A 12,552-nucleotide genomic window follows, 5' to 3' on the forward strand; every position below is an offset into this window, starting at 1 on the left:
ATGGGTCATCCTCATTTGTTCCTATTGCAGCGCTTTTGTTAGTTTCCAGCTTTAGCCTTTTTGCAGCATCTACCGTAAATCCAAGTTTTCCGCTTTTGTGTACGGTGGCTTTCAGATTTTTATCAAGACTATCCGGGTTAAAGAATTTTATTTTCATAATACAAATATAATTATATGTAAGTATAATTCAAAACGTATCTACTATCCATCTTTTTAATTGTTTGATTGTTTGTGTAAAGGTATTTTATAAATATCTGGCAGCATTGCTTAAATTACCATTATCGCGCCCGGCTCTTTTTCATATTAAAACATTACACTTCTCTTGAATATTTATTATCCTCCTGCGGCGGACAGGTTTGTTTTTTAGCCAAGAGGAACTCCCATAAAATTTTTCATTCATCCATTGTGTGTACCCGCCTGCCGGAACGGGCAGGTTTTATGAATGAAAAATTTCATGTACGTTTGAATTGTTTTAATATAGCACACTACACCATTCCTGCTATGAATAGAAAACCTATAGCTAACCGGGAGAATACTGTACCGCGCAAAAAAGACGATGCTCTTTTAAAAGCCGCTTTTGAAGAGCTTTTTCCTTACCTGCTTCGCTTTTGTTTTCCGGATGCAGATAAAATATTTGACTTCCACAAAGGTTTTGTATTCCTTGATAAAGAACTGACCGAACTATTCCCTGAACTTAAAAAGCAGGGAGGAAGCAGGTTCGTAGACATGCTGGTAAAAACATTCCTGAAAAACGGTAAGGAAGAATGGATACTGGTACATCTTGAGATACAGGGCGGCAGCACGAAAGGCTTTCCCAAACGCATGTTCCAGTACTGGTACAGGATATACGACCGATACGGGGTAGATATAACTGCCTTAGCCATATTTACAGGCAGCAGGCGGCAACAGCACCCCCATACGTTCCATAAAACATTTATGGGCACTGAAATTACCTACCGCTATAATGCATATCATATATTCGATCACTTCGAAGCAGAGCTGCTGGCTATGGACAACCCGTTTGCCCTGATCGTGCTGGCAGCACAAAAGGCGCTGTTGCAGGGCAAAGTGCCTGAAGAGGCGCTGGCTGAACACCGGCTAACGGTAGCCCGAGCGTTGATACAAAGCAAAAAATTCAGCCATAACAAGATAAAGAGGCTGCTGCTTTTTTTGAAAAACTTCATCTATGTTGGAAACGAGGAAATAAACCGTAAATTTGATAACCAAATAGAACAATTAACAGGAGGAGCAATTACCATGGGTATTATAGAAACCATAAAGAAAATTGAGCGTGAAGAGGTTTTTGAAAAAGGTATAGAAAAAGGTATGGAGAAAGGTATGGAGAAAGGAATAGAAAAAGGCAAGCGGGAAGTTATTGAAAACCTGATCATCAAGCTGGGGCTTTCGGATAAGCAAGTAGCTGATATTGCCGAAATGCCGGTAAGCTTTGTGAAAAAGATCCGCGCTGCACTGAAAAAGAAAAAATAAAACTGATTAAAATCCAGTTTCATTTTTCCTGCTATATAAACGCTACACATATACGTAAGATTGAACTTTTCAAACACCGTTGCCCAATGCCCAATAGCGCTCCAACCGTACAAGAGTGCGACGCAACCACAGCCTAATAGTAGCACTACAGCCCGCCCCATAAAAATCTCCTTATTCTCCACACATATCCCACAATTCCCAATATCCCATCATCCCATCCGCCCTCGTGCAGGTCTGAAGATATGCCTGTCTCTTTATGCGTACTTTTTGCATTCTTCAAAATCCACCAACTTTACCAGGAATTTGATATAAGGGAGTATAACTTTTAAAAAGATTTGAGAGAAGTTTTGACCTGCGGTTTTGTAGTTCGTAAACACGAGCCATGGCGGCTGCGTTACGGCACATTTACTATCGGAGTTGTTCTTGTCTCTGTATGTCCACCTGCAGAAACATTTGTTGTGATTGTATGACCTTGAGCTGGAACAAAATCAATATTTATGGTATAACCTTGAGCAGCATGAACATTACATAGAAATGCTTGACTATTGGGCGCCCATATTGCGGTAGTGTCTTCTCTTCTTAATCGAATGGCGATATTATTAGTTGCATTGTTTGTACAATTTGGAATTAAGCATTGTGGCATTTTGTAAAGATTTATAGTGATTAATATTATTAAGGAGCGACAGTTGCTGAATTAAAGCGTACAAGTTTGTCCCAATCTATTGAACCGTTGTTCATGCAAAAAGTGTCTGCAAATTCTTTTGTGAATTTGTTTATCATTTGCGAATAAGATTGAATGAAGTCGTCGTTACGTTCTTTAGCCTGATGTCCTAATGGCTCTATGATTTTTGTGTAAAGGTCTGTGTCACCCGAAATAAACTCCCAAAACTTTTGACCACAATATTTGAAATAGTCTCCTTTATCTGAATTATTGTCTCTGCCGTAGCAGCAACCGTTTACGGCTGTTATGTTGAGTTGTGAATTGCTTGTACGAAGTGTCTTTTGTGCAGTTTTGAAATCCGCTCTCATTTTACCAATTTGTGAGCTGTTGCCCCAATTGGGTCCAGATTTTATCGTTACAATATAGCGAACAGCATCTTTGTCAAACTCTAAGTCAATGCCGGGAATACCTGACTTACGACCGTTATATACTTTACCGTTGATAAAAATTGCAAGCCCTTCGAGCCAATCACCGAAAATTGTTTCTTCCTGTGAAGAAATAAATGCATCGGTTAAGCTCTCTATAATATCCTGTGCAGTCAGAATATATTTTGCTTTGAAGAGGTAAGGGTTTTTCTTTCCCAAAACTTTCCGAAGTTTCAAATCATTCAGCCCGGCAATTCTCTTTTGGTGAAAGGTTCCGATATTGTCTTCAACGTACTGCGTAACGTCTTTTAGGTTTAGTTGTTTCATATTTTACAGTCGGCTCTAATAAATATAATTCTACTGGGTTAACTTGTTCCTTTACCATGTCATAGTATTCGGGAACTATGTCAATGCCGATTGAGTGTCGCTTCATTCTGTTGGCTACTAAAACTGTTGTTCCTGAACCCATGAAAGGGTCAAGTACCGTGTCCTTTTCTTTGGTAAACAGCTTTAAAAACCATTCAGGAAGTTCTTCAGGAAAAGCAGCACTATGATTTTTGTTACTGCATTCTGTCGCTAAATGAAGAACATTAGTAGGAAAAGCTTTGTCTCTTGTTAGCCAATTTGAAATGTTTTTGCCGAAACCGCTGCCAACCTTTGAATTATCTCTTGTTTTATCTGTGTTGCTAAGGTTTTTAAGCCTTGATTTTGCCCAATCACCCATTGGAACCATTACTTCTTCCTGATACATATTAAACTTCTTATCCTTATTGAATTGCAGAAGTCTTTCCCACGCGTCACGAAAACGATTAGGCCATTTGCCGGGATAACAATTCTTTTTGTGCCAAATAAATTCCTCTGTCCATAGCCAGCCTTGCTTACGCATCTCAAGAATTAGTTCCATTACATAAGTGCTACGTTCACCTTCAACAACTTTTTCCTTAATATTTAATATGAAAGTTCCGGTTGGTTTTAAAACCCGGAGAAGTTCTTTTGTTATTGGAAGAAACCATTCAACATATTTGTCAGGATGGATGCCGCCATACGTTCCTTTACGCTGGTCTGCGTAAGGTGGAGATGTCACAATGAGATCTACAGAGTTGTCGGGAAGCCTTTTGAGCATCATTTTGCTGTCACCTAAAAATAAATCTGTTCTTATCTCCATAATAGTGTCCTGTTTGTACAAATATAAAGGCTTTGTCTCCGAATGCCAAAAATCTTAGTAATTTTAGAGTGTCTCGAAAAATGGCGTGCAACGTTTGTATTTCCGCGTAATATACGCTATAAAAGCGCCCGCGTAAATAGCATATGATTACAAATATTTTTGACCTATAACACCAATACAACTCTCCATGTATAAACGTTCATCCTTGTGTACCCGCCTGCCGGAACGTCCGCCCGGACAAGCCATTCGGACGGGGGCAGGTTTTATGAATGAAAAATTTCATGTACGTTTGATAACCAAATTGAACAATTAACAGGAGGAGCAATTACCATGGGTATTATAGAAACCATAAAGAAAATAGAACGTGAAGAGGTTTTTGAAAAAGGTATAGAAAAGGGTATGGAGAAAGGAATAGAAAAAGGCAAGCGGGAGGTTATTGAAAACCTGATCATCAAGCTGGGGCTTTCGGATAAGCAGGTAGCTGATGTTGCCGAAATGCCGGTAAGCTTTGTAAAAAAGATCCACGCCGCACTGAAAAAGGAGAAATAAAACTGATTAAAATCCGGTTTCATTTTTCCTGCTATATAAATTCTATACATATACGTAAGATTGAATTTTTCAAACGCCGTTGCCCAATGCCCAATAGCACCCCGAACGCACAAGTGAGTGACACAACAGGCGATGATAGTAGCAACACAGCCCGGCCCATAAAAATCCCCTTCTTCTCCACACAGGTCTGTAGCAAAGCTATTGTGTGTGGCTGACCTGATGCCGCTATAGCACCAAGTATATTATTGCAGTTGCCTGCACCAATACACAAAAATACATATCACCCACGGCTAATACCGGCTCATGTATTTAAAGCCACTAAAATTTTTGAAATATGGAGGGCTGCATCCCACGTGCTGTGTGATAGCTGACCTGCCACCTGAACATTAGTTATTTTACAATAGTACTTTTCTTTTGGGGCGACAGGGTGACACGGAGGACGGAGCTAAGCTATGGCGTCACTCTGGTCGCACAAGTCCCACCAAAATAATTTAGTAAGGTTTATTTATTTCTATGCTGTAATCGGGCGTTCGTCATTCTTTCGCGCAAGCCACCTTCCTTAATAAATGCTTTTTCCAATGATACTATTTGCTGCCCCGGCAAATAAATGTTAACCTTAGACAGGCTTCGTAATACATTAGCACTGATCCCTGCATCTTCATGCTCTATGGCTTTTTGAAAAGTAGCGGAAGCCATACTTGCTTCAGCAATATTCTGTTTTCCTGAGCGTGCTGCCTGTATCATCTGCTCCCTGGTACGGTCATATTTGCTAAAGTAACGATTGCAAAAAAACACCGTTCCGTCATAAATAATTTCGGCTTTCTGAAAAGTGATCAGGTTTCTGTAGCCGCCATGTGTGGGAATAAACCCTTCTGTATGTTTTTCGTTAGCATCCATAAAAATGTTTTGCTTAAAGTTATATTATTTTGAGAAATAAAAATTATAGGTGAAAGATGATGGTCATTGAGTCAACCTGCGAGTGTTGTTCCGAAAATTTCCAGTATGGTTTCGCTCACGAACCACTACCAGGAGGGCTTGATATAAAGGAGTATAACTTTTTAAAAGATTTGAGAGAAGCGTTTTGACCTGCGGTTTTGTGGTTCGTGGGCGAAACCATGGCGGCCGGGGTGGTACTACCAAAAAGAAAACAGGAAGCATATTTAACGGAAGCACTTATGATGATATGCCTGTGAGGTAATGACTATTCTCTTTTAAACCCGATCATCTCCCTGTTTTTACCCGCTTGAAATTGAATGTTGCATCTGACATCTTCTATGCTGATCAGATCATCTGTATCGCCTAATACTTCATCAACCAGGCCATACTCTTTTGCTTCAACAGCATTAAAAAAATGGTCGCGGCGAAACATCTCTTCAATTTCATCTTTGCTGTGTCCTGAACATTTGCCGATCAGGTAAAATATCTGGTTTTGTAATCGCTCCTGTTCTTTGTAGGCAATGCGAACATCTTCGGTATAGCCTTTTGCACCACCACCTGTAGGATGCATGTGCACAGTTGCATAGGGAAGCGCATAACGTTGTCCTTTGGCGCCTGCTGTAAGTAAAACGGTTGCCATGCTTCCGCAAAAACCAACTGCAACAGTTGATACAGGTGATTTTAATTTTCGTATCGTATCATAAATAGCAAAGCCTGAATACACAACGCCACCGGGACTATTGATGTAAAGCATAATCGGCTCGTGACTTTCACTATCGAGGTAAAGAAGTTGTGCTACTACAAGATTCGCAATATTTTCTTCAATGGCAGTGCCCAGCAAATATGCTTTTGCCGAAGTATGAATTTGCAATGTACCTTTTGCTTCTCTTTCAAGATATATCAATAGCGCATCATGAAAAGCATCTTTCGCTTCTTCCAGATCTCCACCCAAACACTTTATTAAACGTGCTGCTTCGGGAAAGACTTCCTGATATAATCCAACTAAACTTTCGTGCTCCACCATTCCATTTTATTATTAGTGTTCAAAAAGGTAGAATTATCACCTTAAAATCGTGAAATTCTTTTTTCCTGTATGAATAAATTTACGAAACCACGGTTGGGTGTTTATCATGCGCCGACGTACGACAGCCTGGGGATGTGCTGATTATTACCCCGAAGAAATACCCGCACCTTTAGCCTCTAAATGCTTATGAGCCGAATAATTGTTCCATTTGGCTCATTTTTTAGTTATTTTTGAGCCGAATATATAGAATAACCGGCTCATGACAACATACAACTGGCAACAAAAAAATTGGACAAATTTTACATACGACCTCGCCGGGGCAGAGGACGACCTGCTTGTTTTTTCTGAAAAGGCAGGGCGCGTATCGGGCATTATAGAAGGACTGCCGGAGGAAACCAAAGAGGAAGTTATTGTTGATATCATTCTTGCCGAGGCGATTAAAACCTCTGAAATTGAAGGCGAATATCCCAGCAGGAAAGATGTTCTTTCTTCCATACGCAAGAATTTGGGATTACATACCAGCCAGGTTTATATCAAAGACAAATCGGCTGCCGGATTAGGCGAACTGATGATTGATGTGCGCAGATCATTCAAAACGCCATTGACGGAAGAAAAGCTTTTTGAATGGCACCGGATGTTGCTGCAGGAGAATAAAAATATAATGGCGGGTCAGTGGCGCACCCATGAAGACCCCATGCAGGTGGTTTCGGGTGCTATGGGTAAGACCAAAGTGCATTACGAAGCACCCCCTTCGTCAAAAGTGCCAGCCGAAATGAAAAAATTTATCCGCTGGTTCAATGAAACTGCCCCGGGCGGTAGGCAGGAGATCAAAAAAGCACCGGTACGTTCGGCAATAGCGCATCTCTATTTTGAGACCGTTCATCCTTTTGAAGACGGCAATGGAAGAGTGGGACGCGCTATCGCAGAAAAAGCATTATCACAAACCATTGGACGCCCGGTCATGCTTAGCCTGTCCCGAACAATAGAAGCAAATAAAAATGCCTATTATACTGCCCTTGAAACGGCACAGCGGTCAAACGAGATAACGCCGTGGGTAACGTATTTTATCCATACAACGCTTGATGCGCAAATAGAAGCGGAAAGCCAGATTGAATTCACGTTGAAGAAAACAAAGTTCTTTGACCGCTTCAAAGACCGGTTAAATGAACGCCAGGTGATGGTTATAAGGCGTATCCTTGAAGAAGGACCAAAAGGATTCGAAGGCGGCATGAACGCCAGGAAGTATATTGGTATCACCAAAACTTCAAAAGCTACAGCAACACGGGATATGCAGCAGTTACTTGAAACAGGCGCTTTCAAACTTGCAGGCAAAGCCGGGGGCAGGAGTACGAGTTATCAGGTGAATCTATCGACTGATAACAGCATATAATACGTTATCATTTGCCTTTTGATGAGAAGTGCCTATATAGTCTTCAGTTGTTTTCAGCTTCGTGGGTCTTCATACACCGAACGTGGGCACACCTCTTTTTACGATTTTATAAGTTAAATGCGTTTGTCCCGTGAAACAGATTAACTGAAACAGTGAACAAGTAAAATTTACGTAGGTTTGCGCTCTAATTATGTCAGCACTGTTACCGGCCAAAAAGATTTTCGACTTCGGCTTGCTCAGGCGGGTATTTAAGTATGCAGCGCCCTATAAAAAGCAATTCTTTATCTCTATAACGCTGGCTATTGTGCTGGCCGTGATGTCGCCCGTACGTCCGTGGCTCATCCAGGTAACGGTAGATAAATATATCCGCGGCGGATTGGTCAATACGGTGATCCTTATCACCATTATACAAATTGGTTTGCTTTTGGCTGAAACCGCTTTCCGGTTTTATTTTTCTTTTCTTACCTCATGGCTTGGGCAAACGGTGGTAAAGGATCTTCGCATTACAGTATATAAAAAGGTGATCCACCTTAACCTGTCGCAGTTCGACAGAACACCCATTGGAACCCTCACCACGCGTACCATCAATGACATAGAGGCGGTAAATGATATTTTTTCGGAAGGGCTTATCTCTATTATTGCCGACCTGCTTTCTATTGTTGCTATTTTGGGCGTGATGTTCTTTACCGACTGGAAGCTTACCCTGGTGTGCATGGCCATTCTGCCGGTTTTAATTATTGTAACCTGGTGGTTTAAAGAAAGTGTGAACGTATCTTTTCAAAAAGTGCGGAACGCAGTTGCCCAGTTGAACGCCTTTGCACAGGAACACATAACAGGCATGCAGATTGTACAGGCCTTTGCCGCGGAAGACAGGGAGTTTGCAAAGTTTAAGAAGATCAACAGGGAACACCGCAACGCCAATATCAGGGCTATTTTTGCGTATTCTGTTTTTTTCCCGTTCGTAGAAATTATAATGGCGGTATCTATGGGCTTAATGATATGGTGGAGCGCCAGGGACGCCGCACAGGGCGATGCTACTTTGGGAATAATGATCGCCTTTATGCTTTACCTGAACTTATTGTTCCGCCCGTTGCGCATGATAGCAGATAAGTTCAACGTGCTGCAGATGGGTATGGTAGCCAGCGAGCGGATATTTAAAGTGCTGGATAACCCCGACTTTGTAGTGCAGGAAGGTAATTATGCGCCTTTGTCCATTAAAGGAAAAATAGTGTTTAAAGAGGTGTGGTTTGCTTACCATAAAGACAATTTTGTTTTAAAAGATATATCTCTTGTTATACAGCCGGGCGAAACCCTGGCTATTGTAGGGCACACGGGAAGCGGGAAAACGTCAATCATCAGTTTGATCAACAGGCTTTACCATGTCCAAAAAGGCGCTATACTCATTGATGATGTAAATATTGATCAATATAAGCTGGATGCTTTGCGCAGTAAGATAGGCGTGGTGTTGCAGGATGTATTTTTATTTTCGGGTTCCATACACGATAATGTAACGCTCCGCAATGATGCCATCAGCAGGGATGCGGTAATACATGCGGCAAAATTGATAGGGATGCATGATTTTATCATGCAGTTGCCGGGCGGATACGATTACAATGTAATGGAAAGAGGCAGCACGCTGTCGTTGGGGCAACGGCAATTGCTGTCTTTTATCCGCGCACTGCTGTACAATCCTTCCATTCTTATTCTTGATGAAGCCACCTCTTCGGTAGATACGGAAAGTGAACACCTGATACAACATGCCATTGAGACTTTAATTGAAGGACGTACCTCTATTATTATTGCGCACCGGCTTTCTACCATCCGCAAAGCCGATAAAATAATTGTACTGGATAAAGGCGAGATCAAAGAAGCAGGAACGCACACTGAATTGCTGGAACAGGAAGGCCTTTACACCAAATTACATGAAATGCAGTTCGCTAAACACGTGGGCAGATAATTGCTTTTTCCCGTTTAAATATTGCACTACTTTTTGATCCATGCAAGAAATACAGAATGGTAGAGGTGTATCGCTTTGGGTTGTATTACTATGTGTTCCTCTATGTTCTATGTGACTATGTGGTTTCGGTCAATGCGGAATCCAACTGACCAATTTTACTTCACCGGGTTATAAGTGAACCTGCTCAAAATAAAATGGGCACCTGCTCGCACAGATGCCCGGGGTTTAGGGTGTAGGAAAAAAGGGTACGGATCAGGACAAATCATTTAGTATGCACAACAGCGATGGATTTGGCAGTTGCTTCATTTGCATCGGAAATATTTTTATATGCTATGCTGTGATGTATGGCTTCATTTGTATAGCTTACTTCTTCCAGTACGCCGTCAATAAACCAAAAGCCGATCTTTACGTGCTTGCCGCTGCGGGTATCGCGGCCACTCAGTGTAAAGCTCAGTTTATTGTTTAAAGATTCCAGGTTCATATCGTTAATGAACACACTGCTTTTTCTGCTATTTGTGGTAACAAAAGAAACGATATTCTTTTCGATGTGGATTTGAGAAATATTATTGATTTCGCGGTCAATATAGTAAACCTTGTTTGCTGAATCATATTTCACCTGCTGCTGCTGGCCCGACATAAAATGATAAGTGTTGGTTTGCGCTTTTAGTGTGCCAACCGATACAATCAGTGCGAAGAGGGCGAGTATTGTTTTCATAAAAACGTATTTCATCTATAAACGCAAAACCTGCTGTTTGCTTGCAGCAGGAGCGCCTGTTTTCGACTGCAGCGCTGTTTTATAAGATGAGTGACTTTTTATCGTGGTTTTATATCCATTCATCTTAATGAAAAGTATGCACCGTTGCTTTGCACCAAAGCGCAATACAATGCACGCCGGGAATAATGTATTTTTAATACCGGGTTTATGCGGTAAATCAATGCATTACGCACAAAAAGCCATATATTTAAGACAGGGAGGAACAGGAATATCCCAAACAATATATTGATCTGTGATATTACCGGTTGTTTTCGTGCAATAACTAAATTCACTATTATGCATACACGCCGCATATTCATTAAAAACAGTTTGGGCAGCCTGGCTGCATTAACCATTGGTGGCGAAGCATTTTCCATGGCCTGCACCACTCCCAGAAAGAAAACGCTGGGTGTTGCCCTTGTTGGATTGGGTTACTACAGTACCGATTTGCTGGCGCCTGCATTGCAGCTTACCCGGCATTGCCGGTTAGCGGGTATTGTAACCGGCACACCGGCCAAGGCCAAACGCTGGCAGGAGCAATACCGTATCCCCGAAAAAAATACATACAATTACCAAAGCTTTGATGATATTGCCAACAACCCGGATATAGATGTTGTTTATGTTGTGCTGCCACCTTCCATGCATGCCGAGTATGTGATCAGGGCTGCCAATGCGGGTAAGCATGTGTGGTGCGAAAAACCCATGGCCCTTACTGCGGCAGAATGCCGGTCAATGATCGATGCCTGTAAAAAGAACGGTGTGAAGCTGAGCATCGGCTATCGTATGCAGCACGAACCCAATACACAGCGCATCATACAATTCGGGAAAGACAAAACCTACGGTGCCATTACACAGGTATCGGCAAGAGCAGGTTATTTCGACTCCCGCACAGATCACTGGAAACAAAAAAAGGAAATGGGCGGCGGCTCTATGTACGACATGGGCGTTTATCCTTTAAATGCCGCCCGGTATACTACAGGTGAAGAGCCTATAGCGGTAACGGCCAGACAAAGCACTACCCGCCCCGATATTTACAAAGAAGTGGATGAAACGATGCAGTTTACGCTGGAGTTTCCGGGTGGGGCTACAGCCGAATGCGAAACCAGCTTTGGTAAAAGCATGAACAGCCTGTATGTTACCTGTGCCAAAGGCTGGTATAAGCTTGAGCCTTTCCAGGCCTACAGCGGTATTGAAGGCATTACCAGCGATGGCAAATTGCTCAATGCGGTTATCCCTAATGAGCAGGCCAAACAAATGGATGAAGATGCCCTGGCCATATTGCAGAACACACCGGTACTTGTACCTGGTGAAGAAGGACTGAAAGACATAAAAGTGGTTGAAGCCATTTATCGCTCCGTGAAAGAAAACGGGCGGGTGCTGATCGGGGAATAGGCTGTATATGAATCAGAGCGGGAGTAAAAGCAATATAGTCACAAAGGCATGAAATCGCAACACGGTTTCCTGTATAAAAGATGCCGGCGTAATAAAGATCCGTCTTTATTATGCCGGCAGAATATTATGCTGTTGAATGAATTGATCTAAGCTTGTTGCTTACTGGCAGCATTGTTGGTAGCAGGAGCATCATCTTTCTCAGACATACCTTCTTCAATTTCTTTTTTAACATTGGTTTTGGCATCGTTGAATTCACGGATACCACGCCCCAAACCGCGCATGAATTCAGGGATTTTTCGGCCTCCAAAAAGGATCAGCACAGCAAGGATGATCAGTATCCACTCGGTACCACCCGGCATTGATATCAATAGCGAATTGTAGTTCAGTAAAAGCATGGTATAAAATATTTAAAGTTGAGCAAACAAAGTTACAATTTTAATTGGTTGAACAGCCAATTAATAAAATTCCCCGTGAGGTTAACCCGGGTTTAACAACAAACGGAAACCATGAGGTTTCCGTTCAATAAATAATATTTTTTAAAGGTCAGTTGCTCAGGATCCCACCCTCTTTTCTTTGATCCTCGCGCTCTTACCGCTGCGGCTGCGCAAAAAGTACAGTTTGGCACGACGCACTTTACCCACTTTATTAAGGATAACCGAATCAATATTGGGCGAAAACAGGGGGAAGGTTCTTTCCACACCCACACCATCAGAAATTTTACGAACCGTAAAGGTGGCGGTATGCCCGGTGCCCTGACGCTTGATCACATCGCCTTTAAAGCCCTGGATACGGGTTTTATTTCCTTCAACTA

The 12,552-nt window shown here is 42.0% G+C and carries 13 protein-coding genes; 5 read left to right on the plus strand and 8 right to left on the minus strand.

Features of this window, described 5'->3' with window-relative positions; all coding sequences use genetic code 11:
- Positions 1 to 501: 501 nt before the first annotated feature.
- Positions 502 to 1,488: an RpnC/YadD family protein gene (locus PLH26_RS14925; protein WP_324586829.1), complete on the plus strand. Its 987-nt coding sequence runs from the start codon at positions 502 to 504 to the stop codon at positions 1,486 to 1,488.
- 145 nt (positions 1,489 to 1,633) lie between these two features.
- On the opposite strand, the gene PLH26_RS14930 is transcribed toward PLH26_RS14925, so the two are convergent.
- The 3 genes from PLH26_RS14930 to PLH26_RS14940 all read right to left on the minus strand — a co-directional run bounded on the left by PLH26_RS14930 (position 1,634) and on the right by PLH26_RS14940 (position 3,739).
- Positions 1,634 to 1,768 carry a hypothetical protein gene (locus PLH26_RS14930; RefSeq protein WP_324586830.1) on the minus strand — a complete coding sequence of 45 codons (135 nt, stop codon included), beginning with the start codon at positions 1,766 to 1,768 and terminating at the stop codon, positions 1,634 to 1,636.
- A 392-nt stretch (positions 1,769 to 2,160) separates the two neighbouring features.
- A complete protein-coding gene (locus tag PLH26_RS14935) occupies positions 2,161 to 2,901 on the minus strand; it encodes a PmeII family type II restriction endonuclease (RefSeq protein ID WP_324586831.1) in 741 nt (246 codons plus the stop codon).
- Complete coding sequence (locus PLH26_RS14940; protein WP_324586832.1) at positions 2,861 to 3,739, minus strand: DNA-methyltransferase; 879 nt, start codon at positions 3,737 to 3,739, stop codon at positions 2,861 to 2,863. The genes PLH26_RS14935 and PLH26_RS14940 overlap by 41 nt, the downstream gene beginning before the upstream one ends.
- Before the next feature lie 330 nt (positions 3,740 to 4,069).
- Here PLH26_RS14940 and PLH26_RS14945 point away from each other — a divergent pair, with 330 nt between their 5' ends.
- Positions 4,070 to 4,288 (plus strand): hypothetical protein, encoded by a 219-nt coding sequence (locus PLH26_RS14945; RefSeq protein WP_324586833.1) that lies wholly within the window; start codon positions 4,070 to 4,072, stop codon positions 4,286 to 4,288.
- Between the two features lie 501 nt (positions 4,289 to 4,789).
- Here PLH26_RS14945 and PLH26_RS14950 read toward each other — a convergent pair.
- A complete protein-coding gene (locus PLH26_RS14950) occupies positions 4,790 to 5,185 on the minus strand; it encodes a four helix bundle suffix domain-containing protein (protein WP_324586834.1) in 396 nt (131 codons plus the stop codon).
- 304 nt (positions 5,186 to 5,489) lie between these two features.
- On the minus strand, positions 5,490 to 6,248 hold the full coding sequence (locus tag PLH26_RS14955) for an ATP-dependent Clp protease proteolytic subunit (protein WP_324586835.1): 759 nt from the start codon (positions 6,246 to 6,248) through the stop codon (positions 5,490 to 5,492).
- A gap of 259 nt (positions 6,249 to 6,507) precedes the next feature.
- On the opposite strand from PLH26_RS14955, the gene PLH26_RS14960 reads away from it, so the two are divergent.
- Together PLH26_RS14960 and PLH26_RS14965 are read left to right on the plus strand one after the other, a co-directional pair.
- Positions 6,508 to 7,638 carry a Fic family protein gene (locus PLH26_RS14960; protein ID WP_324586836.1) on the plus strand — a complete coding sequence of 377 codons (1,131 nt, stop codon included), beginning with the start codon at positions 6,508 to 6,510 and terminating at the stop codon, positions 7,636 to 7,638.
- A gap of 190 nt (positions 7,639 to 7,828) precedes the next feature.
- Positions 7,829 to 9,595, plus strand: coding sequence for an ABC transporter ATP-binding protein (locus PLH26_RS14965; RefSeq protein WP_324586837.1), 1,767 nt, complete (start codon positions 7,829 to 7,831; stop codon positions 9,593 to 9,595).
- Between the two features lie 262 nt (positions 9,596 to 9,857).
- Here the strand turns inward: PLH26_RS14965 and PLH26_RS14970 are convergent, their stop codons facing one another.
- Positions 9,858 to 10,310, minus strand: a complete 453-nt coding sequence (locus tag PLH26_RS14970) for a hypothetical protein (protein WP_324586838.1) — start codon at positions 10,308 to 10,310, stop codon at positions 9,858 to 9,860.
- Between the two features lie 336 nt (positions 10,311 to 10,646).
- Here PLH26_RS14970 and PLH26_RS14975 point away from each other — a divergent pair, with 336 nt between their 5' ends.
- Positions 10,647 to 11,741 (plus strand): Gfo/Idh/MocA family protein, encoded by a 1,095-nt coding sequence (locus PLH26_RS14975; RefSeq protein WP_324586839.1) that lies wholly within the window; start codon positions 10,647 to 10,649, stop codon positions 11,739 to 11,741.
- Between the two features lie 146 nt (positions 11,742 to 11,887).
- On the opposite strand, the gene PLH26_RS14980 is transcribed toward PLH26_RS14975, so the two are convergent.
- Positions 11,888 to 12,136 carry a Sec-independent protein translocase subunit TatA/TatB gene (locus PLH26_RS14980; RefSeq protein ID WP_324586840.1) on the minus strand — a complete coding sequence of 83 codons (249 nt, stop codon included), beginning with the start codon at positions 12,134 to 12,136 and terminating at the stop codon, positions 11,888 to 11,890.
- A 156-nt stretch (positions 12,137 to 12,292) separates the two neighbouring features.
- Positions 12,293 to 12,552, minus strand: a 260-nt coding sequence (rplS, locus tag PLH26_RS14985; protein WP_324586841.1) for a 50S ribosomal protein L19, incomplete at its 5' end; no start/stop codon positions are given.

This window comes from Agriterribacter sp. (genome assembly GCF_035444585.1).
Taxonomy (GTDB): Bacteria; Bacteroidota; Bacteroidia; order Chitinophagales; family Chitinophagaceae; genus Agriterribacter.